This window comes from Phreatobacter sp. GW821-FHT04C01, from assembly GCF_059420385.1.
Genome location: NZ_JBWKTP010000001.1, coordinates 833,507 through 853,927 on the forward strand (window position 1 = coordinate 833,507; position 20,421 = coordinate 853,927).

Annotated in this window: 18 protein-coding genes; 4 read left to right on the forward strand and 14 right to left on the reverse strand. The window is 67.4% G+C overall.

Going from position 1 to position 20,421, the window contains the following annotated elements:
* Positions 1-36: 36 nt before the first annotated feature.
* Positions 37-1,533: a CoA-acylating methylmalonate-semialdehyde dehydrogenase gene (locus tag AC07WJ_RS03920; protein WP_494933208.1), complete on the reverse strand. Its 1,497-nt coding sequence runs from the start codon at positions 1,531-1,533 to the stop codon at positions 37-39.
* 109 nt (positions 1,534-1,642) lie between these two features.
* On the opposite strand from AC07WJ_RS03920, the gene AC07WJ_RS03925 reads away from it, so the two are divergent.
* Positions 1,643-2,530, forward strand: coding sequence for a LysR family transcriptional regulator (locus tag AC07WJ_RS03925; RefSeq protein WP_494933209.1), 888 nt, complete (start codon positions 1,643-1,645; stop codon positions 2,528-2,530).
* 144 nt (positions 2,531-2,674) lie between these two features.
* Here the strand turns inward: AC07WJ_RS03925 and AC07WJ_RS03930 are convergent, their stop codons facing one another.
* From AC07WJ_RS03930 to AC07WJ_RS03940, 3 genes are read right to left on the reverse strand one after another with little or no spacing between them, the layout of a single operon-like run.
* Positions 2,675-5,830 (reverse strand): efflux RND transporter permease subunit, encoded by a 3,156-nt coding sequence (locus AC07WJ_RS03930; protein WP_494933210.1) that lies wholly within the window; start codon positions 5,828-5,830, stop codon positions 2,675-2,677.
* A 13-nt stretch (positions 5,831-5,843) separates the two neighbouring features.
* Positions 5,844-7,007: an efflux RND transporter periplasmic adaptor subunit gene (locus AC07WJ_RS03935; RefSeq protein ID WP_494933211.1), complete on the reverse strand. Its 1,164-nt coding sequence runs from the start codon at positions 7,005-7,007 to the stop codon at positions 5,844-5,846.
* A gap of 9 nt (positions 7,008-7,016) precedes the next feature.
* The gene (locus AC07WJ_RS03940; RefSeq protein ID WP_494933212.1) at positions 7,017-7,637 is read right to left on the reverse strand and encodes a TetR/AcrR family transcriptional regulator; all 621 of its coding nucleotides are present in this window, start codon (positions 7,635-7,637) and stop codon (positions 7,017-7,019) included.
* A gap of 309 nt (positions 7,638-7,946) precedes the next feature.
* Here AC07WJ_RS03940 and AC07WJ_RS03945 point away from each other — a divergent pair, with 309 nt between their 5' ends.
* Together AC07WJ_RS03945 and AC07WJ_RS03950 are read left to right on the forward strand one after the other, a co-directional pair.
* Positions 7,947-9,242 (forward strand): dicarboxylate/amino acid:cation symporter, encoded by a 1,296-nt coding sequence (locus AC07WJ_RS03945; protein WP_494933213.1) that lies wholly within the window; start codon positions 7,947-7,949, stop codon positions 9,240-9,242.
* 145 nt (positions 9,243-9,387) lie between these two features.
* Positions 9,388-9,738: a ComEA family DNA-binding protein gene (locus AC07WJ_RS03950; protein WP_494933214.1), complete on the forward strand. Its 351-nt coding sequence runs from the start codon at positions 9,388-9,390 to the stop codon at positions 9,736-9,738.
* 66 nt (positions 9,739-9,804) lie between these two features.
* On the opposite strand, the gene AC07WJ_RS03955 is transcribed toward AC07WJ_RS03950, so the two are convergent.
* Positions 9,805-10,650, reverse strand: coding sequence for a c-type cytochrome (locus AC07WJ_RS03955; RefSeq protein ID WP_494933215.1), 846 nt, complete (start codon positions 10,648-10,650; stop codon positions 9,805-9,807).
* Positions 10,651-10,827: 177 nt separating this feature from the next.
* Positions 10,828-13,428, reverse strand: coding sequence for an excinuclease ABC subunit UvrB (gene uvrB, locus AC07WJ_RS03960; RefSeq protein WP_494933216.1), 2,601 nt, complete (start codon positions 13,426-13,428; stop codon positions 10,828-10,830).
* Positions 13,429-13,672: 244 nt separating this feature from the next.
* Here uvrB and AC07WJ_RS03965 point away from each other — a divergent pair, with 244 nt between their 5' ends.
* Positions 13,673-14,644 (forward strand): Bug family tripartite tricarboxylate transporter substrate binding protein, encoded by a 972-nt coding sequence (locus tag AC07WJ_RS03965; RefSeq protein WP_494933217.1) that lies wholly within the window; start codon positions 13,673-13,675, stop codon positions 14,642-14,644.
* Positions 14,645-14,921: 277 nt separating this feature from the next.
* On the opposite strand, the gene AC07WJ_RS03970 is transcribed toward AC07WJ_RS03965, so the two are convergent.
* From AC07WJ_RS03970 to ffh, 8 genes are all read right to left on the reverse strand, one after another.
* Positions 14,922-15,155, reverse strand: a complete 234-nt coding sequence (locus AC07WJ_RS03970) for a hypothetical protein (protein ID WP_494933218.1) — start codon at positions 15,153-15,155, stop codon at positions 14,922-14,924.
* A gap of 188 nt (positions 15,156-15,343) precedes the next feature.
* Positions 15,344-15,724: a 50S ribosomal protein L19 gene (gene rplS, locus AC07WJ_RS03975; RefSeq protein WP_494933219.1), complete on the reverse strand. Its 381-nt coding sequence runs from the start codon at positions 15,722-15,724 to the stop codon at positions 15,344-15,346.
* 152 nt (positions 15,725-15,876) lie between these two features.
* Positions 15,877-16,572 (reverse strand): tRNA (guanosine(37)-N1)-methyltransferase TrmD, encoded by a 696-nt coding sequence (trmD, locus tag AC07WJ_RS03980; RefSeq protein WP_494933220.1) that lies wholly within the window; start codon positions 16,570-16,572, stop codon positions 15,877-15,879.
* A complete protein-coding gene (locus AC07WJ_RS03985; protein WP_494933221.1) occupies positions 16,572-17,237 on the reverse strand; it encodes an HAD family hydrolase in 666 nt (221 codons plus the stop codon). The genes trmD and AC07WJ_RS03985 overlap by 1 nt, the downstream gene beginning before the upstream one ends.
* Positions 17,234-17,758: a ribosome maturation factor RimM gene (gene rimM, locus AC07WJ_RS03990; RefSeq protein ID WP_494933222.1), complete on the reverse strand. Its 525-nt coding sequence runs from the start codon at positions 17,756-17,758 to the stop codon at positions 17,234-17,236. Before rimM ends, AC07WJ_RS03985 begins: the two co-directional genes overlap by 4 nt.
* A 164-nt stretch (positions 17,759-17,922) precedes the next feature.
* Positions 17,923-18,282, reverse strand: coding sequence for a 30S ribosomal protein S16 (gene rpsP / locus AC07WJ_RS03995; RefSeq protein ID WP_494933223.1), 360 nt, complete (start codon positions 18,280-18,282; stop codon positions 17,923-17,925).
* Between the two features lie 28 nt (positions 18,283-18,310).
* Positions 18,311-18,619 carry a chorismate mutase gene (locus tag AC07WJ_RS04000; protein WP_494933224.1) on the reverse strand — a complete coding sequence of 103 codons (309 nt, stop codon included), beginning with the start codon at positions 18,617-18,619 and terminating at the stop codon, positions 18,311-18,313.
* Positions 18,620-18,624: 5 nt separating this feature from the next.
* The gene (ffh, locus tag AC07WJ_RS04005; protein ID WP_494933225.1) at positions 18,625-20,178 is read right to left on the reverse strand and encodes a signal recognition particle protein; all 1,554 of its coding nucleotides are present in this window, start codon (positions 20,176-20,178) and stop codon (positions 18,625-18,627) included.
* Between the last annotated feature and the right edge of the window lie 243 nt (positions 20,179-20,421).

The window sequence follows — 20,421 nt, forward strand, 5'->3', positions numbered from 1 at the left end:
CTTCGCCTGTCAGGAATCGCGTGCCGCGCGCGGCCGTCAACCCATGGTGGGGATCGAGAACTCGGCGCCGTCCTTGATGCCCGAGGGCCAGCGCGAGGTGATCGTCTTGGTCTTGGTGTAGAAGCGGAAGGCGTCCGGGCCGTGCTGGTTCAGGTCGCCGAAGGACGAGCGCTTCCAGCCGCCGAAGGTGTAATAGGCCAGCGGCACCGGGATCGGCACGTTGACGCCGACCATGCCGACCTGGACCTTGGCGGCGAAGTCGCGGGCGGCATCGCCGTCGCGGGTATAGATCGCGACGCCATTGCCATATTCGTGGTCATTGGCCAGCGCGAGCGCCTCGTTATAGGTCTTGGCACGCACCACCGAGAGCACCGGCCCGAAGATCTCCTCCTGGTAGATGCGCATCTCCTTGGTGACGTTGTCGAACAGACAGCCGCCCATGTAGAAGCCGTTCTCGTAGCCCTGCATCTTGAAGCCGCGGCCGTCGACGACCAGCTTGGCGCCTTCCTTGATGCCGATATCGACATAACCCTTCACCCGCTCCAGCGCCTGGCTGGTGACGAGCGGGCCGAAATCGGCGTCGGCCGAGGTCGAGGGGCCGATCTTCAGGCCCTCGACGCGCGGCACCAGCCGCTCCATCAGCCGGTTGGCGGCTTCCTCGCCGACCGGCACGGCCACCGAGATCGCCATGCAGCGCTCGCCGGCCGAGCCGTAGCCGGCGCCGATCAGCGCGTCCGCCGCCTGGTCCATGTCGGCGTCGGGCATGATGATCATGTGGTTCTTGGCGCCGCCGAAGCACTGCACGCGCTTGCCGTTGGCGCAGCCGCGCGCATAGACATATTCGGCGATCGAGGTCGAGCCGACGAAGCCGACCGCCTTGATGTCGGGATCGTCGAGCACGGCGTCGACCGATTCCTTGTCGCCGTTGACGACGTTGAAAATGCCCGGCGGCAGGCCGGCCTCGATGAACAGCTCGGCGAGCATCAGAGGCACGCCCGGGTCACGCTCGGAGGGCTTCAGGATGAAAGCGTTGCCGGCGGCGATCGCAGGACCCGCCTTCCACAGCGGGATCATGGCCGGGAAGTTGAATGGCGTGATGCCGGCGACCACGCCGAGCGGCTGGCGCATCGAGTAGATGTCGATGCCCGGGCCGGCGCCTTCGGTATATTCGCCCTTCATCATCTGCGGCGCGCCGATCGAAAACTCGATCACTTCCAGGCCGCGCTGAATGTCGCCCTTGGCATCGGGAATGGTTTTCCCATGCTCACGCGCCAGCAGGTCCGCCATCTTGTCGTTGTCGCGGGCGCAGAGCTCGAGAAATTTCATCAGCACGCGGGCGCGGCGCTGCGGATTGGTGGCGGCCCAGGCCGGCTGGGCGGCCTGGGCGTTTTCGACCGCGGCGCGGACTTCCGCCTTGGTCGCCAGCGCGACCTTGCCGAAGACCGAGCCGTCGAGCGGCTGGAACACGTCGGCCGTGCGGCCCGACTGACCTGCGACATGCTTGCCGCCGATAAAATGTCCGTAGTTGCGCATGGAGGATCCTCCCTTGGGGTCGTTGCCGTCAGAACTAGAGCGCAATGGTGCAAGAACCAAGCGCGAAGATCGCGCATGCATTGTGCGGATTTTGGCGTAAGCTTTCGCCATGACGCCAAACTGGGATCATGTGCGGGTATTTCTCGCGGTGGCGCGCACCGGGCAGTTCCTGTCGGCGGCGCGGCTCTTGTCGCTCGACCACGCCACGGTGGCGCGGCGCATGTCGCTGCTCGAGGAAGCGCTCGGCGCGCAGCTGTTCTCGCGCTCGACGGCGGGCGTGACGCTGACGCTGGCGGGCGAAAAATTCCTCAGCGCGGCGGAAGGCATGGAGACCGCCTGGCTGGACGCGCAGGCGAGCGTCTCGCAGGTCGACCGGGTGGTGTCGGGCACGGTGCGCATCGGCGCGCCCGAGGGGTTCGGCGGGCTGTTCCTGGCGCCGCGGGTCGGGCGGCTGGCCGAGCGGCATCCGGGGCTGACCATTCAGCTGGTGCCGCTGCAGCGGACGCTGTCGCTGTCGAAACGCGAGGCGGATCTCGCCATCGTCATCGACCCGCCGAAGGACGGCCGGCTCACCGTGCGCAAGCTGACCGATTACGGGCTCGGGCTTTATGCCGCGCGCGACTATCTCGCGCGCCACCCGCTGCCGGCGGCCCCTGATGACCTGAAACGCCACCTGCTGGTCACCTCGGTGCAGGACCTGCATTATTCGGAAGCGCTGACCTATTATCCGCCGGCCTTCGACAGCGGGCAGCGGCGGCTCGAATGCGCCAGCGTGACGGCCCAGGTCGAAGCGGTGAAGGCGGGCGTCGGCATCGGCATCCTGCACCACTACGCCGCCCGCGACGTCGCCGGCCTGACGGCGATCCTGCCGGGCCTGAACATTCGCCGCAGCTACCACCTCGTCGCCCATGTCGACACGCGGCGGATCGCCCGCGTCGACGAGGCCTATCGGTTCATCATCGAGGAGGTGGAGGTCGCCGGAAACCTGTTTTCCTGACCGCGACCCGTGGCGGCCGGGCGCGAATGCCCGGCGCGACGAAGAGCCTGGTGCCCGCGGGGGCGGACCCGCGGACACCAGGCCCGAGCATTTCCCGGGTCGCGAGGACGCCGGGAAACACTCTTGGGGGCAGGTGGCAGCCGGCTATTCGGCTGCGACCCGGATGGGGCCATGCGGCTGGCTGTTGGCGGGGCTCGGCGGAGCGCCGTGGCCATGCCCGCCGTCGCCCTCGCCCGGCTCGTCGGCCGGGCCGATGAAGCGGCCGAACAGCCAGCCGAAGAAGCGGCCGACATCGTCCATGACCGTGTAGAAGGACGGCACGAAGACGAGGCTCAGCACGGTCGAGACGATCAGGCCGCCGATGACCGCGATGGCCATGGGTGCCCGGAACTCGCCGCCGTCGCCCATGCCGATCGCCGGCGGGATCATGCCGACGGCCATGGCCAGCGTCGTCATGATGATCGGGCGGGCACGCTTGCGGCCGGCATCGAGCATGGCCTCCTTGCGTGGCACGCCGTCGCGCACCCGTTCGACCGCGAAGTCGACCAGCATGATGGCGTTCTTGGTGACGATGCCCATCAGCATGAGGATGCCGATGACGACAGGCATGGAAATGGCGTTCTTGGTCAGCAGCAGGGCGATGATGACGCCGCCGAGCGACAGCGGCAGCGACATCAGGATGGTCAGCGGCTGGAACAGCGAGTGGAACAGCAGCACCAGCACGCCGAGCACCATCAGGAGGCCGGTGCCCATGGCCAGCGCGAAGCCCTGGAACACCTCCGCCATGATCTCGGCGTCGCCGCCGCGCTGGAACGACACGCCGGCCGGCAGGTTCTGCGCCGCCGGCAGCGCCATGACCATGTCGAGGGCGGGGCCGATCTCCAGGCCGCCGGTCAGGTCGGTGCCGATATTGACCCGGCGCATGCGGTTGTAGCGCTCGATCGACGAGGGCCCCTGGCCGAAGGTGATGTCGGCGACCGCGGTCAACGGCACCTGCTGGTTGGTCGCGGTGGTGACGGTGAGCTGCGACAAGAGGTCGAGATTGGTCCGCGCGGCGGTGTCGAGCTGGACCCGGATCGGGATCTGACGGTCGCCGGCGTTGAACTTGGCGAGGTTGGCCGCGACGTCGCCGATGGTGGCGATGCGCACGGCCTCCGAGATCTGATCGGTGGTGACGCCGTAGCGGGCGGCCTCGTCGGCGCGCGGCACGACGCGGATTTCCGGCCGGTCGAGGCCGGCGGCGGCGGCGACATTGACGAAGCCCGGCAGGCGCCGCATCTCGGTCTCGAGATTGGCGACGGCCTTGTTCAGGTTGGCCGCGTCGGTGCCGCGGACGATGATCGACAATTCACGCTCGCCATTGTCGTTGACATACCAGGCGCGGATGTCGGGGATCTGGTTGAACAGCCCGGACACCGACTGCTGGATCTGGCGCTGGGTGCGGCTCCGCTCGGTCTTGTGGCTCAGCCGGACGATGACCGAGGCGCGGCGGATTTCGCGCGTGCCGGTCGGCGTGGAGCCGCCGACCACCAGCACGGAACGAACCTCCGGCACCTCCTGGCGCAGCAGTTTGGCCAGCTCGTCGGTGCGGTTGCGGGTGTCCTCCAGGGTCGAGCCCGGCGGCAGCTCCACCGAGACGACGAAGCGGGCCTCGTCCGGGAAGGGAATGAAGCCGGTCGGCAGGAAGCGGATCGAGAAGATCGAGACCGCGAAAATGGCGATGCCGGCCATCAGCGTCAGGTAGCGGAACCGCATGGTGCCGTTGAGGAAGCGCAGGTAGCCGCGCATCAGCCGGCCGTCCTTGGCTTCCTTGTGCTCGTGAGGCTTGAGGAAATAGGCCGCCAGCATGGGTGTCACCAGGCGCGCCACCAGCAGCGAGAACAGCACCGCCACGGCGACCACCAGGCCGAACTGCTTGAAATATTGGCCGGCGATGCCGCCCATGAACGACACGGGCGCGAAGACCGCGACAATGGTGAAGGAGATGGCGATGACCGCCAGCCCGATCTCGTCGGCGGCTTCCATGGCGGCGCGATAGGGCGATTTGCCCATCTTCATATGCCGGACGATGTTCTCGATCTCGACGATGGCGTCGTCGACCAGGATGCCGGTCACCAGGATGATGGCGAGCAGCGACACCAGGTTCATCGAGAAGCCCATCATCTCCATGACCCAGAAGGTCGGGATGATGGAGAGTGGCAGGGCGAAGGCCGAGATCAGCGTGGCGCGGAAATCGCGCAGGAACAGGAAGACGACGATGACGGTGAGCAGGGCGCCCTCCATCAGCATTTCCATGGCCGAGTGGTAATTGCCCTCGGTGTAGTTCACCGAATTGTCGATCTCGCTGAAGGCGACGTTCGGATTGGACACCCGCATCTCGTCGATCCGGGCGCGCGCCAGCGCCGCCACGCGGGCGTCGGAGGCGCCTTTCGAGCGGAAGATCTGGAAGGCGACAGTCGGGGTCTCGCCATTGACCCGGGTGAAGGCGCGCGGCTCCTCGTAGAGGTCGCTGACCTTGCCGAGGTCGGAGAGCCGCACCTCGCGGCCACCGGGCAGGACGATCTTGGTGTTGGCGAGGTCGTCGACATTGATGGCGGAGGCAAGCGTGCGGATCGACTGCTCCTGGCCCGCGACATCGCCGCGGCCGCCGGCGAGATCGACATTGGTGGCGCGCAGCTGGCGGTTGACGTCGCCGGCGGTGATGCCGAGCGCCATCAGCCGGTCCGGCTCCAGCGCGATGCGGATCTCGCGGGTGACGCCGCCGTAGCGGGCGACCCGGCCGATGCCCTTCAGGCCCTGCAGCTCGCGCTTCACCGTGTCGTCGATGAACCAGGACAATTGCTCGAGCGTCATGGCGGGCGCGGCCACCGCCACCGTCATGATCGGCTGGTTCTCGATGTCGAGCCGCTCGATGATCGGCTCCTCGATGCCGCGCGGCAGATCGGCGCGGATCTTGGACATGGCGTCCTTGACGTCGTTGAGCGCCCGGTCGGTGTTCACCTCCAGGCGGAACTCGATGATCGTCACCGAGCTGCCGTCGGTGAGGGTGCTCATGACGTTCTTGACGCCGGTGATATTGGCGACCGCGTCCTCGACCTTCTTGGAGACCTGGGTCTCCAGCTCGGACGGCGCGGCGCCCGACTGGGTCACCGTCACCGAGACCAGGGGAATGTCGATATTGGGAAAGCGGGTGATCGGCAGGTTGAGGAAGCTCATCCAGCCGAGGAAACAGAGCACCACGAACAGCACGATCGCCGGGACCGGCTGGCGGATCGAATAAGCCGAGACGTTCAGGGCCATGGGGACGCCTCGTTCAGCGGGCTGCGAGGGAGACCGGGGTGACCCGGTCGCCGTTGCGGACGAAGCTGCCGGAGACGGCCACGACCAGTTCGCCCGCCTGCAGGCCCTGGCGGATCTCGACGCGGTTGTCGGCGCGCAGCCCGGGCGTGACCGCGCGGGTCTCGACCACGCCGTCCTTGACCACCTGAACCGAGACCGCGTTCTGCGCGAACATCACCGCCGACAGCGGCACCAGCACGCCTTCGGAGCGGGCGACCTCGACCATGCCGCGGCCGAACGAGCCGAGCGGCGGCCGGTCGGCGCCGTCGAGCGCGATGCGCACGCGGCCGAGCCGATTGCTGCGGTTGACCTCGGGGGCGACCAGGCGCACCGAGCCGGTCAGCTGTTTTTCCCAGCCGGCGGCATCGATCGTCGCCTTCTGGCCGGGCTTCAGCTTGGCCAGGGTCGTTTCGGAAATGTCGCCTTCGAGCTCGACGGCGCCTTCCGAGATGATGCGGAACAAGGGGTCGCCGACGGCGGTGGCGACCGCGCCGACGCGCGCGGTGCGGCGCGACACGACGCCGGCGACCGGCGTGCGGATTTCCGAGCGGGCAATGCGCAATTCGATGTCGCGGCGCTGGGCGCGGGCAAGCGTCAGGTCGGCTTCGCCCAGCTGCAGCGCATGGTTGGCGGCGTCGAGCCGGGCAGTGGCGGCCCGCGAGGCCGACAGGCGCTGGTCGAGCTGGTCGTTGGAGGCGACGCCGGTGGTCTGCAGCTGGCGGGTACGCTGCAGCTGCTGATCGGCCAGGCCCTTGTTGGCGGTCGCCTCGGTGATCGAGGCGTTGGACTGGGCGATGCTTGCTTCGGCGCGGGTGATCTGGGCGGCGTTCTGGGCCAGCTGGACGTCCAGCATGGCGCGGTTGAGCCGGGCCAGCACCTGGCCGGCGGCGACCTGGTCACCTTCCTCGGCGAGGATCTCGATGATCGACAGGCCCTCGATCTCGGGCGAGATCAGCACCTCTTCGCGCGCCACGAACGAGCCGGTGACGATGACGAGGTCGCGCACTTCGCCGCGGGTCGCGGTGGCGACCGTGACCGAGGGGGGGCGTGGCTCGGTCGCGCGCTGTTCGGGGGCCGCCAGCGCGGCGCCGGCATGGAGCGAAAGGACAAGGGCGAGAAGCGGCAGGGAGCGGTTCATGTGGCGGCTTCAGGTCAGGTTGTCGTTGGATGGGGCGAGCGGCGTCAGCAGCATGGAGCGCATGACGTCGAACATGATCTCGACATGCGGGATCGGGTCGAAATCGGGATCGCGGACGCGGCGCAGCATCAGCCCGTCGGCAAAGGTGATCATGAACTGCACGGTGCGTTCGAGATCGGCATGGGGCTGGGTATGGCCGCGCGCGCGCGCCGTCTCCAATGCGCCATAAAGCTGCTGGTAGATGAACTCGTCGGTCTTGACGCGCAGCGCCGCGATCTGCGGGTTGCGCGCCGCCTCCGACATGATCTCGATCCACATGCCGCAACTGGCGCGGGGCTCTTCGACCAGATGGAAATAGGCGAGCGCACGGAACGAGGCCCACAGGTCGTCGGCGGTGGCGAGGGCTTCGAAGCCCTCGGCGGCCTCGGCGAGATCGCGCTCGCAAAGGCCTTCGATCATCGCTTCCTTGGACCGGAAATAACGATAGAGGTTGCCCGGGCTCATGCCGGCCTCGCCGCAGATCTCGGCCATGGTCGCGCCGTGAAAACCCGAGCGCACGAAGCAGCGCTCGGCAGCATCCAGGATCGTCGTCTTGCGGTCGGTGCGCTGGATTTCGTCGATACGCGGCATGGTCTGGATGGCACCTCGGCTGACGCGGCGTCATTATCGGTGAACACACTTTTTTGCAATGCAAAAAGTGAATGAACGTTCGCTTTCTTATAACAAGCCGCAAGACAGGCGAATTTGAGGCGGACGCCTCGCGCCTGATCGCGCCCGGCCCGGGCGAGGCGGAAATCCCTGACGGGACTACGCGCTAAGCCCAATTGTGGCAGGCGCCCAAGGCCGCTAACCCGGAGATAATGACAAGCATCCGGCCCGTGCCTTCGCAGGCGACGCCGCGAATGTCCGGTCCTCCCATCCGCCGAGGGGAGACGCGTCATGCATCATTTGAAGTCGCTTTACGTCCAGGTGCTGTTGGGCATTTTCATCGGCGTCCTGCTCGGCCATTTCTTTCCCGATCTCGGCGTCGCGATGCAGCCCTTCGGCACGGGTTTCATCAAGCTGATCAAGATGCTGATCGCGCCGGTGATCTTTCTCACCGTCAGCATCGGCATCGCCAAGATGAACGACCTGAAGTCGCTCGGCCGGGTCGGGCTCAAGTCGATCGTCTATTTCGAGGTGCTGACCACCGCGGCGCTGGCCATCGGCCTGCTGGTCGCCAATGTCTGGCGCCCGGGCGCCGGCTTCAACGCCGACCCGGCCAAGCTCGACGCCAAGTCGATCGCCTCCTATCAGGCCGCCGCCGCCGAGCAGTCGACCGTCGACTTCTTCCTCAACATCATCCCGAACTCGGTGGTCGACGCCTTCGCCAAGGGCGACCTCCTGCAGATCCTGCTGTTCTCGATCCTGTTCGGCATCGCGCTGACCCAGCTCGGCAGTGCCGGCGAGAAGATCCTGGATCTGCTCGAGCAATTGTCGCAGGCCTTCTTCAAGATCGTCACCATGGTGATGTATCTGGCGCCGCTCGGGGCTTTCGGCGCGATGGCCTTCACCGTCGGCAAGTTCGGCACGGCGACGCTGGCCAACCTGTTCGAGATCATGGTGGCCGTCTATGCCGCCTGCATCCTGTTCATCTTCGTGGTGCTGAACGCGGTTGCCTGGCTGTCGGGTTTCTCGCTCTGGCGGTTCATCCGCTATATCCGCCAGGAGCTGATGCTGGTGCTCGGCACCTCGTCGTCGGAGGCAGCCCTGCCGCGGCTGATGGAGAAATTGGAAAAGGCCGGCTGCGCCAAGCCGGTGGTCGGGCTGGTGGTGCCGACCGGCTATTCGTTCAATCTCGACGGCACCTGCATCTACCTGACCATGGCGGCCCTGTTCATCGCCCAGGCCCTGAACATTCCGCTGAGCTTCACCGAACAGCTGACCTTGCTCGGCATCCTGCTGCTCACCTCGAAGGGAGCGGCAGGCGTCACCGGCTCGGGTTTCATCGTGCTGGCGGCGACGCTGTCGGCGCTGCACGGCAAGATCCCGGTGGAAGGCGTGGCGCTGATCCTCGGCGTCGACCGCTTCATGTCGGAGGCCCGCGCGCTGACCAATCTCATCGGCAATGGGGTCGCCACCATGGTGGTGGCCAAATGGGAGAATGCCCGCGACGACGTGCAGATGGAGCGGGCCTTGTCGGGCGCCTTCGATGCCGAGGAGGACCGGAGCCTGCCCCTGCCTGCGGCCGTCTAGCGCCGGCGCCGCAGGGCGCCCGCCCTTCATAGGGACACACCGGATTGAGTCGGACGCGCGATGGTGCTCGGCTGTCGCCACAGCTTCGGCGCGAAGGCGCCCGATTCGGGGCCAAGGATGGCCCTCCACGACCAGGGAGACCACCATGTTCAGGACTCTGCTTCTCGCCGGCGCTCTCGCGGCCGGCGCCGCGACCGGCGCTTTCGCCCAGGCGACCCAGCCGGCAACGCCGGCCCGCCCGGCGACACCGCCGGCGGCAGCGGCCCCGGCGACGCCCGCCCGCCCCGCCGCGACCACGCCGCAATCGGCGCTGATCGACATCAACTCGGCGACCCGCGCGGAGCTGATGACCCTGACCGGCATCGGCGAAGCCCGCGCCGACGCGATCATTCGCGGCCGCCCCTATCGCGGCAAGGACGACCTGCCCAACCGGAACATCATCCCGCAGGGCGTCTATGACGGCATCAAGGACAAGATCATCGCCCGCCAGCGCTGAGCATCGATACCGGCGATTTCCGCCGCGCCGGTCGCGGCGGAAACGCCTCGGCCGGCCCTGACCAGGTTATTTCGCCGGCAGGGTCCTCAAGAAAGCGACGATGGCGTCGAGCTCGTCGGCCGCGATATTGCGATAGAAGCCATAGGCCATGGGCGGCAGCATGGCCGAGCCGTCCGGCCGCTTGCCCGTCGTGATCATGGCTTTCACCTGCTCGTCGCTGTAGCGGGCGAGATTGGTCGGCGTCAGGTTGGCGGCGTGACTGATGCCCCAGGGGCCGTTGAACGTCATGCCGCCCGCGCCCAGGCCGTTGGCGATGTCGGGCGCGCCGTTCGGCAGGCGGGCCGAATGACATTCCAGGCAATGACCGAGCGGGCCGGCGAGATAGGCGCCATAGGCGAGCCTGTCGCCGCGTGGCGGCGTCGCGACGGCACCGACCGGCGGGCCGTAATTTGCCGGCAATGGAATGCGGTAGACCGAACGCGCCACCTGGTTCCTGACCGCCGGGACCTGGCGCAGATAGGCGACGATCGCCTTGGCGTCGTCATCCGACATGCGGCGATAGAAAGGGATCGGCATGGGCGGCCCGATGATCGAGCCGTCAGGGCGCTTGCCCTCGCGGATCGCCGCGATGATCTGCTCATCGGTCCAGCGGCCGATGCCGGTCTCGGGATCCGGCGTGATGTTCGGCGCATAGGCGGTGAAGGGCGGTTCATCGGCCATCAGCCGGCCGGCCAGCTCCATGCCCGGGGCCGGGCCGTTCGGCGTCAGCGGCGTATGGCAGTTGCCGCAGGCGGCGATGCCCTGCATCAGGCTGCGGCCGCGATCGACCAAGGATTGCGCATTGGCCGCCGGCGTCAGGCCGAGACACATCATGACCATCAGCGCCCAGCGCGCCGGTCCGGCAAAGTCCATGGCGATCCCCCCCGAGGCGACCGTCATTCCCCAATGATCGGAGCGCCGCCTGCAGAGTGCGGGGGAAGGCCGGGCCTGTCATGTTGGGAATTGTCGGTAAGACAATCCACGCTACGGTCCCGGCCGGGGCATCATGGCCGGGACGCGCGGCTCGGAGCGAGCGCCCGTCTCGCAGCCCTACCGCTTCCAGCCCCGCCTCGGCTTGCCGCCGCCCTTGTGGCGCGCCTCGGCGCCGACGGGCACCTCGCGGTCGGTGCCCGGGCCCATGCTGTCGAGATCCGGCTTGGTCGCGCGTGACGGCGGCAAATTGGCCGCCTTGCCGTATTTGCGCTCGCCGCGATAGCCGCCGGTCCTGTCGTCGACGGTCTGCTGGCGCGCCAGCGGATCGTCCATCACGGCAAGCTCGGTCTCGCGCAGGCGCTTCAGTTCGTCGCGCAGGCGCGCGGCCTCCTCGAAGCGCAGGTCGGCGGCGGCCTCGCGCATGCGCTTTTCCAGATCGGCGGTGACCGCCGCCAGATTGTGGCCGACGGAAGCGCCGCTCTTGGTCAGGCCGGCATCGACGGTGACATGGTCCTTCTCGTAGACCGAATCGAGGATCTGCGAGATGGCGCGCTTGATGGTCTGCGGCGTGATGCCATGGGCGGCGTTATAGGCCTCTTGCTTCTCACGCCGCCGATTGGTCTCGGCAATGGCGCGCTCCAGCGAACCGGTCATCTGGTCGGCATAGAGCAGCACCCGGCCGTCGACATTGCGGGCGGCGCGGCCGATGGTCTGGATCAGCGAGGTTTCGGAGCGCAGGAAGCCTTCCTTGTCGGCATCGAGAATGGCGACCAGCGCGCATTCGGGAATGTCGAGGCCCTCGCGCAGCAGGTTGATGCCAACCAGCACGTCGAAGGCGCCGAGCCGGAGATCGCGGAGGATCTCGATGCGCTCGATCGTGTCGATGTCGGAATGCATGTAGCGGACGCGGACGCCCTGCTCGTGCAGATATTCGGTCAGGTCCTCGGCCATGCGCTTGGTCAAGACCGTGACCAGCGAGCGATAGCCGGCGGCAGCCGTCGCCTTGACCTCGCCGATCAGGTCGTCGACCTGGGTGCGGGCGGGGCGGATGATGCAGGGCGGGTCGATCAGGCCGGTCGGGCGGATCACCTGCTCGGCGAAGACGCCGCCGGTCTGTTCCAGCTCCCAGCCGCCCGGCGTCGCCGAGACGTGGACGGTCTGCGGCCGCATCGCCTCCCATTCCTCGAAGCGCAGGGGACGGTTGTCCATGCAGGAGGGCAGGCGGAAGCCATATTCGGCCAGCGTCGCCTTGCGCCGGAAGTCGCCACGATACATGCCGCCGATCTGCGGCACGGTGACATGGCTCTCGTCGACGAAGACCAGGGCATTGTCGGGGACATATTCGAACAAGGTCGGTGGCGGCTCGCCCGGGCGGCGGCCGGTCAGCCAGCGCGAATAGTTCTCGATGCCGGCGCAGGAGCCGGTGGCCTCCATCATTTCCAGGTCGAACAAGGTGCGCTGCTCGAGCCGCTGGGCCTCGAGCAGGCGGCCGGCCTTGTTCAGCTCCTCGAGCCGCCAGCGCAGCTCTTCCTTGATGCCCGTGATGGCCTGAACCAGGGTCGGGCGCGGCGTCACATAGTGCGAATTGGCATAGACCTTGACGAAGGACAGGTCGGCATTCTTCTGGCCGGTCAGCGGGTCGAATTCGTGGATCGACTCGACCTCGTCGCCGAACAGGCCGATGCGCCAGGCGCGGTCTTCCAGGTGGGCCGGGAACAGCTCGATGGTGTCGCCGCGCACCCGGAAGGTGCCGCGCGAGAAATCCATCTGGGTGCGCTTGTATTGCAGGGCGATCAGGTCGGCGATCAGCTGGCGCTGGTCGAGCTTCTCGCCGACCTTCACGCCGAAGGTCATGGCGGTATAGGTCTCGACCGAGCCGATGCCGTAGATGCAGGAGACCGAGGCGACGATGATCACATCGTCGCGTTCGAGCAGAGCGCGGGTGGCCGAGTGGCGCATCCGGTCGATCTGCTCGTTGATCGAGGATTCCTTCTCGATATAGGTGTCCGAGCGCGGCACATAGGCTTCCGGCTGGTAGTAGTCGTAATAGGAGACGAAATACTCCACCGCGTTGTTCGGAAAGAACGACTTGAACTCGCCATAAAGCTGGGCGGCCAGCGTCTTGTTGGGTGCCAGCACGATGGCCGGCCGCTGGGTCTGGGCGATGATCTGGGCGGCGGTGAAGGTCTTGCCCGAGCCGGTGACGCCGAGCAGCACCTGGTCGCGCTCCTGCCGGTTCAAGCCGTCGACCAGTTCGGCGATGGCGGTCGGCTGGTCGCCGGCCGGCTCGAAGTCGGAGACCAGTTCGAAAGACTTGCCGCCCTCCCATTTTTCCGGCCGTGCCGGCTTGTGCGGCAGCCAGACCTGGCCGTTGACCTCGGGCCGGCCCTCCTGGATCAGCCGCTCCAGCGCCTTGACCGTGGCGGTGACGCCGGAGGCGCCGATCTCGCTTTCGATGTCGAGCGCCTGTGCCTGCTCGACATTGATGCCGAGCCGGTGCGCCAGCGCCTTGTCGGCGAGGCTCGCCTCGGCCTGGAAGCCGGCCTGCGGGGCTTCGCCGAAACCGGTCTGAGAACCGACGCCGGCGGTGCCGCGGTTGATCGCCGGGTTCAACAGCTCGGCCAGCGCCGGACCGAGCGGCTGGAGCTCCGGCTTGGAGGCCTTCGATCGCGGGCTTTTCGCCTTCGAATCCTTCGTCGCGGGCTTCGTCGCCCTCATCGGGGGCGAGGACGCCGTCGGGGATCGCGGAACTTCGGCGGCAGGCTGCTTCGGCGCTTTCGGCATGGCCGCAATATGGGACGGGAATCGCCGGAACGGAAGAGGTACGGCGGCCCGGCCGCCATGCTGCTGCCAGCCCGTGTCAGCAGTGAGCCGGCGCCCGCGTCACCGTGGCCCTTCCATCGGCGCCGTCAGCCGTGCCATTTTCCGGCCCCGCAGATCGTCCGCTTTCCGGAGCATTCTCATGCCTGCCTTCACTCGTCGCGCCGCGCTCGGCCTTCTGTCCACGGCCCTCACCGCGCCGGCCCTGGCGCAGGCCGATTACCCGAACCGGCCGGTCACCATCCTGGTGCCGCAGGCGCCGGGCGGGGCCAATGACATTATCGGCCGGATCGTCGCGGAGGCGCTGTCGGAGGTGATGGGCCAGCGCTTCATGGTCGAGAACCGGGCTGGCGCCGGCGGCAATCTCGGCTCGCAGGCCGCGGCGCGCTCGACGCCGGACGGCTATACGCTGCTGGTGACGATTTCGGCGAGCCAGGCGATCAATCCGGCGCTCTATGCCCGCACCGGCTTCGACCCGGTGAAGGATTTCGCGCCGATCTCCATGCTCGGCACGGTGCCGAACGTGCTGGTGGTCAATCCGAACTTCCCGGCGAAAACGGTCGCCGACCTGATCCGCATGGCCAAGGAAAAGCCTGGCGACTATCAATATGCCTCGGCCGGCAATGGCACGCTCAATCACCTTGTCGGCGAGATGCTGAAGTCGCGCGCCGGCATCGACCTGAAGCACATTCCCTATCGCGGCATCGCGCCGGCGCTGAGCGACGTCATCGCCGGCCACGTGCCGATCACCTTCTCCAACCTGCCGGCGGTGATCAGCCAGATCCAGGCCGGAACGGTGCGAGCGCTCGGCGTGTCGACGCTGAAGCGCAATGCCAATATTCCCGACGTGCCGGCGATCGCCGAGACCGTGTCGGGTTTCGACGCCGAATTGTGGATCGCCATTTATGGCGTCGCCGGCACGCCGCAGCCGGTCATCGACAAGTTGGTGACCGCCACCCACGCGGCCCTCGCGCGACCGGAGATGAAGGCGAAATTCGCCCAGCAGGGTGCCGATATCGTCGCCTCCACGCCAGCCGAACTGGCGGCCAAGCTGGAGGCCGACCTGAAGGTCTGGGCCGAGATCGTTCGGACTTCCGGCGCCAAGATCGAGTGACTTTGTCGGCGTTGCGTTGGTGGGCCTGGGGCGGAAATTGCCAGTGGCGCTGACGCGCATCCTGAATGGGCCGTTCTCTATGAAAAATCGGGCCGAAGTCGTGGATGGCCGGGACAAGCCCGGCCATGACGAGGGGTACTCCCCAGAGACGGGCGCAGGACCCGCGTCGTGGCCCAGCACCCCGTGAGGTCGACACATCGTCTTGCCCGGGCTTGTCCCTGATATCCACGACTTGTCTGCTCCGAAATCGACCAGTCATGACCACTGAGCAGCGGTACTACCGGCTGCGCGGACCGCCTCGGCAGACCCCGGAGGGGGAGCCGGCATCGTCGCAGGCGGGCCGGCAGTTGCCGGATTGCCGGCAGGCGGAATCGACCCAGCGCTCGCCGGTCGCCTGCCAGTTCACATCGGCGCAACCGGCAAGAAGCAGGGACGCGCCGATGAGGATGACGGCGGAAGCTGCCCGCATGGGATGGCTGGCAAGGCGTGGCATCGAGGAATGGCTGAACATGCGGGCACTCCGGAATGGAGAAATTGCCGTAGCATATCTAAATATCGTTTTGCGATAATTATTTTTTGCCGAAAAGAATTCCCGTGAAGCAAGCCGAACCGGTTCGCCGGGGCGGGCGGGCCGGAACGAAAACGGGGCCCGAAGGCCCCGTCGAAAATCCCGTCAGATGACGCTTGCCGTCGCGGCGATCACTTCGCCTTGCTGGGGCGGGGATCGGTGCGCTCGGCGATGCGGGCCGACTTGCCGCGACGATCGCGCAGGTAATAGAGCTTCGCGCGACGGACCTTGCCGCGGCGCACGACCTTGATCGAGTCGATCGAGGGCGAATAGACCGGGAAGACGCGCTCGACGCCTTCGCCATAGGAGATCTTGCGAACGGTGAAGCTCTCCATCAGGCCGCCGCCGGAGCGCGAGATGCAGACGCCTTCATAGGCCTGCACACGGCTGCGGTCGCCTTCGCGAACCTTGACGTTGACGATCAGGGTGTCGCCGGGAGCAAATTCCGGAATGGTTTTTTCGCCGAGAACGCGAACGGCCTCTTCGGCCTCGATGGTCTGGATCAGGTTCATGGATTTCATCCTTGTGGCCGGCCGATAGCGGTCCGGCATGTTTTTGGTCTTGATTCGAAGGGCGGGCGCGGGCGCCCGGTCGACCCGATAAAAGGGGCTTTCACCCCTGGTTCCATCGGAAGGCGGCTCGATACGCGAAAAGCGCCGGCTTGTCACGCCTTTTTGGCTGATATTCTTGCCCAAAGATCGGGCCGGCGCTCGCGCGTGATGCGCTCGGCCTCGGCGCGCCGCCATTTGGCGATCTTGCCATGGTCGCCGGAGGTCAGGATGGCCGGGATCTCCAGGCCTTCGAACAGTTGCGGCCGGGTGTAGTGGGGATATTCGAGCAGATCGGCCTCGAAGCTCTCCTCGGTGCCGGACTGGTCATGGCCCATGACGCCCGGCAGCAGCCGGACGACGGCGTCGAGCAGCACCAGTGCGGCAATCTCGCCGCCGGACAGCACATAGTCGCCGATCGACACCTCTTCGAGACCACGCGCCTCGATGATGCGTTCGTCGACGCCCTCGAACCGGCCGCAGAGGATCATGGCGCCGGGGCCGGCGGCGAGCTCGCGCACCCGGCTCTGGGTCAAGGGCCGGCCGCGCGGCGACATCAGCAGGCGCGGGCGGGGATCGCCGGCAGGCGAGGCGGCGTCGATGGCGCGTGCCAGCACGTCGGCCTTCATCACCATGCCGGGCCCGCCGCCGGCCGGGGTGTCGTCGGCGGTGCGGTGGCGATCCCGGGTGAAGTCGCGGATGAACAGGGTGTCGAGCGACCAGGCCTCGCCCATGGCCCGGCCGGCCAGGCTGACGCCGAGCGGCCCCGGGAACATTTCCGGATAAAGGGTCAGGACGCTCGCGCGGAACATCAGGCCGGCACCGCCAGGCCCGCGAGGTCGAAGCCGGTGAAATCGGCGATGGTCGCGATCCGGTTGGGGAATTCGGCGAAGGCCTCGGGCGCCAGCATGGTGGTGACCGCGACCGCGCGCATGCCGGCGCGCCGGGCGGCCTCGACGCCGAGCGGCGCATCCTCGAAGACCAGGCAGGTCTCGGGCGGCACGCCGAGCAGTTCGGCGCTCTTCAGGAAGATGTCCGGATTGGGCTTGCCGCGCAGGCCGAGCGCCGGCGAGGCGATGGCCTTGAAGCGGCGGCGCAGGTCCAGCGTGTCGAGCACGACGGCGATATTTTCCGGCGGCGCGGCGGTGGCGACCGCCGAGGGCAGGCCGAGCGCGTCGGCCTTGTCGAGCAGGGCCGTCAGGCCCGCCAGCGGTGCCGCATGGGGCTTGTAGGCGGCGCGGTAGAGTTCTTCCTTCTCTTCCGCCAGGTGCATGCGCTGCGTCTCGGAGAGAGCGGGGAACAGGCCGGCGAAGATCTCGGAGAGCGAGCGTCCGGCGGTCTGGACGAAGTGCCGGTCGCGGTCGAAGGGCAGGCCGTGGCGCTGGTGGAAGATTTCCCAGGCATCGTCGTGGAAGCGCATATTGTCGACAATGGTGCCGTCCATGTCGAAGATCAGCGCGCGGATCGGCTGGCTCATCGCGGTTCCTCCTCGTCCTCGAGCAGGCCGGCAGGTGGGTCGACGACCAGCTTGCCGCCGGCGATGTCGACCACGGGAACGACGGCCTTGGTGAACGGGATCATCACCGCCCGCTTGCCGCGCCGGGCGACGTCGATGACATCACCGGCGCCGAAATCGAACACGGCGGTGACCGTGCCGATGGTCTCGCCGGCGGTGGTCTCAGCGGTCAGTCCGATCAGGTCGGAATGCAGGAATTCATCCTCGTCCATCGGTCCGGCGAGCCGCTCGCGCGGCACCAGCAGGTCGAGATTGGTCACCGCCTCGGCGGCGTTGCGGTCTTTCAGCTCGGTCACCCGCGCGACCAGGACTTCGCCGGCCGGCCGGACCGTCTCGATGGTGAAGCTGCGGCCGTCGCGGCTGACCAGCGGCGAATAGCCCAGAATGGCGGCGGGATCCTGGGTGTAGGATTTCACCCGCACTTCGCCCTTGATGCCGTGGGCGGCACCGAATTTCGCGACGAGGACGAGATCGGAGGGCATGAAAACCTATCCTTGCAGCCTGTCCGCGCCGGCAGCCGCGGCCGGCACGGCGATCGGGCGGTGCGCGGACAGGGCTTTTCCGCCACCTCCCCGGGCCGGGGAGGCGGCTCACAATGTCCTGACGGCCGGCATCGGGCTCATGCGCGGATGCCGGCTGATCAGGTTCAGCCTTCGGCCGGAGCCTCGGCTTCGGCGGCCTTGGCGGCGCGGGAAGCTGCGCGCTCCTCGGCCTTCTTGCCGGGCTTGGCCTTTTCCGGATTGTTGCGGGCTTCGCGCTTCATCAGGCCTTCGGCGTCGAAGAAGCGAGCCACGCGGTCCGTCGGGGTCGCGCCCTTGGCGAGCCAGGCCTTGGCGGCTTCGAGATCGATCTCGTAGCGCTTCTTGTCCTTGTCGAGGATCGGGTTGTAGGTGCCGAGCTTCTCGATGAAGCGGCCGTCGCGCGGCGAACGCGAGTCGGCGACGACGATCTGGTAGAACGGGCGCTTCTTGGTGCCGCGGCGGGCAAGACGGATCTTCAGGGACATGCGGGTAGCTCCTTGTGGTCTTTGAATCTCAGGATTGCAGGGATTCGTGATGCCTGATGACTTCCTTGATGACGAAGTTCAGGAATTTCTCGGCGAAATCGGGATCGAGCTCCGCTGATTCCGCCAGCTGGCGCAGGCGCCTGACCTGCGTCGCCTCGCGCGCCGGGTCGGCCGGCGGCAGGTTGTGGGCAGCCTTGAGGGCGCCAACGCTCTTGGTGCACTTGAAGCGCTCGGCCAGGAGATGGATGAGGGCCGCGTCGATATTGTCGATGCTCTGCCGCAGCGACTTGAGTTCGGCCGGGATCGCCGCATCGGGACGGGATGGGGAAACACTCATCGCGCTTACTTCTTCTTGCCGCCGAAGGGGAAGCCGGGAAGGCCCGGCAGCTTGCCGCCGAGGCCGCCGAGACCGGGAAAGCCCGGCGGCAGGCCGCCGGAGGGCAGCCCGGGCATCTTGTCGGGCAGGCCACCCGGCATGCCGCCGGGCAGTTTCTTGGCCATTTCGGCGAGCATTTCCGGCGTCGGCTGGGGCATGCCGCCGCCGCCGCCCAGCCCGAACATGTTGGCAAGGCCGGCCATCGGGCCGCGCTTGCCCTGGGCGCCGCCCATGGACTTCATCATGTCGGCCATGCCGCGATGCATCTTCAGGAGCTTGTTGACCTCTTCCGGCGAGGTGCCCGAGCCCTTGGCGATGCGGCGGCGGCGCTTGCCGTCGATTTCCTTGGGGTTGCGGCGCTCCCAGCGGGTCATCGCCTGGATGACGGCGCGCTGACGCTTGATCGCCTTGTCGTCCATATTGGCGTTGGCGAGCTGCTGCTTGGCCTGTTTCATGCCGGGCAACATGCCCATCAGGCCCTGCATGCCGCCGATCTTGAGCATCTGGTCGAGCTGCTGGCCGAGATCCTCGAGATCGAACTTGCCCTGCTGCATCTTGCGGGCAATGGCCATGCCCTGTTCGGCATCGATGCTCTCGGCGGCCTTCTCGACCAGCGAGACGATGTCGCCCATGCCGAGGATGCGGTTGGCGACGCGCGAGGGGTGGAAATCCTCCAGCCCGTCCATTTTTTCGCCGGTGCCGAGCAGCTTGATCGGCTTGCCGGTGACCGCGCGCATGGACAAGGCGGCGCCGCCGCGGCCATCGCCGTCGACGCGGGTCAGCACCACGCCCGTCACATTGACGCGGCCGGTGAAGGAGCGCGCGACATTGACCGCGTCCTGGCCGGTCAGGCTGTCGACCACCAGCAGCGTCTCATGCGGCTTGGCGGCGCGCTCGACCTCGGCGACCTCGATCATCAGGGCTTCGTCGACATGGGTGCGGCCGGCGGTGTCGAGAATGACCACGTCGAAACCGCCGAGCTTGCCGGCCTCGATGGCGCGCCGGGCGATCTGCACCGGCGACTGGCCCACGACGATCGGCAGGGTATCGACGCCGATCTGCTTGCCGAGCACGGCGAGCTGTTCCATGGCCGCCGGTCGACGGGTGTCGAGCGAGGCCATCAGCACCTTTTTCTTCTGCTTTTCGAAGAGGCGCTTGGCGAGCTTGGCCGTGGTGGTGGTCTTGCCCGAGCCTTGCAGGCCGACCATCATGATCGGCACCGGCGGCACGGCGACGAGATCGATGGCGACGCCATCGGTGCCGAGCGTGTCGACCAGGGTGTCGTGGACGATCTTGACGACCATCTGGCCCGGTGTGACCGATTTCAGCACCTCGGCGCCGACGGCGCGGTCGCGCACCTTGTCGGTGAAGGAGCGGACGACTTCCAGCGCCACGTCGGCCTCGAGCAGCGCGCGGCGCACCTCGCGCATCGCCTCCTGGACATCGGCTTCGCTCAGCGCGCCGCGCCCTTTGAGACGATCGAGGATGCCGGACAGTCGCGTCGACAGGCCTTCGAACATGGTCGCTCCAAAGTTCATCACCGGGGTCGCCCGGAAATGGTCACGTCCGCCGCAAACCGCAACGCCGAACACGCCCGAGGGCGCTTTGCGCTGTCGGGCGGGAACCTCCGGGATCAGCGTCCCGGTCGGCGAAGGCAGGTCTCGAAGAACGAGAGTGGGTGGGCCGATAGAGACAAAGCGCGCCGGAGTCAAGAAAAAGGCCGGCGCCAGGGGCGCGCACCGCGCCTGGGGCCGGGTCCGATC

Excerpts from the sequence above, each read along its gene's own strand:
- AC07WJ_RS03985 (WP_494933221.1), bottom strand. The coding sequence starts at position 17,237 with ATGAGCCAGCCGATCCGCGCGCTGATCTTCGACATGGACGGCACCATT.
- AC07WJ_RS04000 (WP_494933224.1), bottom strand. The coding sequence starts at position 18,619 with ATGAGTGTTTCCCCATCCCGTCCCGATGCGGCGATCCCGGCCGAACTC.
- AC07WJ_RS03955 (WP_494933215.1), bottom strand. The coding sequence starts at position 10,650 with ATGGACTTTGCCGGACCGGCGCGCTGGGCGCTGATGGTCATGATGTGT.
- AC07WJ_RS03925 (WP_494933209.1), top strand. The coding sequence starts at position 1,643 with ATGACGCCAAACTGGGATCATGTGCGGGTATTTCTCGCGGTGGCGCGC.
- AC07WJ_RS03965 (WP_494933217.1), top strand. The coding sequence starts at position 13,673 with ATGCCTGCCTTCACTCGTCGCGCCGCGCTCGGCCTTCTGTCCACGGCC.
- rpsP (WP_494933223.1), bottom strand. The coding sequence starts at position 18,282 with ATGTCCCTGAAGATCCGTCTTGCCCGCCGCGGCACCAAGAAGCGCCCG.
- AC07WJ_RS03930 (WP_494933210.1), bottom strand. The coding sequence starts at position 5,830 with ATGGCCCTGAACGTCTCGGCTTATTCGATCCGCCAGCCGGTCCCGGCG.
- AC07WJ_RS03970 (WP_494933218.1), bottom strand. The coding sequence starts at position 15,155 with ATGTTCAGCCATTCCTCGATGCCACGCCTTGCCAGCCATCCCATGCGG.
- ffh (WP_494933225.1), bottom strand. The coding sequence starts at position 20,178 with ATGTTCGAAGGCCTGTCGACGCGACTGTCCGGCATCCTCGATCGTCTC.
- AC07WJ_RS03920 (WP_494933208.1), bottom strand. The coding sequence starts at position 1,533 with ATGCGCAACTACGGACATTTTATCGGCGGCAAGCATGTCGCAGGTCAG.
- AC07WJ_RS03950 (WP_494933214.1), top strand. The coding sequence starts at position 9,388 with ATGTTCAGGACTCTGCTTCTCGCCGGCGCTCTCGCGGCCGGCGCCGCG.
- rimM (WP_494933222.1), bottom strand. The coding sequence starts at position 17,758 with ATGCCCTCCGATCTCGTCCTCGTCGCGAAATTCGGTGCCGCCCACGGC.
- rplS (WP_494933219.1), bottom strand. The coding sequence starts at position 15,724 with ATGAACCTGATCCAGACCATCGAGGCCGAAGAGGCCGTTCGCGTTCTC.
- trmD (WP_494933220.1), bottom strand. The coding sequence starts at position 16,572 with ATGTTCCGCGCGAGCGTCCTGACCCTTTATCCGGAAATGTTCCCGGGG.
- AC07WJ_RS03945 (WP_494933213.1), top strand. The coding sequence starts at position 7,947 with ATGCATCATTTGAAGTCGCTTTACGTCCAGGTGCTGTTGGGCATTTTC.
- AC07WJ_RS03935 (WP_494933211.1), bottom strand. The coding sequence starts at position 7,007 with ATGAACCGCTCCCTGCCGCTTCTCGCCCTTGTCCTTTCGCTCCATGCC.
- AC07WJ_RS03940 (WP_494933212.1), bottom strand. The coding sequence starts at position 7,637 with ATGCCGCGTATCGACGAAATCCAGCGCACCGACCGCAAGACGACGATC.
- uvrB (WP_494933216.1), bottom strand. The coding sequence starts at position 13,428 with ATGAGGGCGACGAAGCCCGCGACGAAGGATTCGAAGGCGAAAAGCCCG.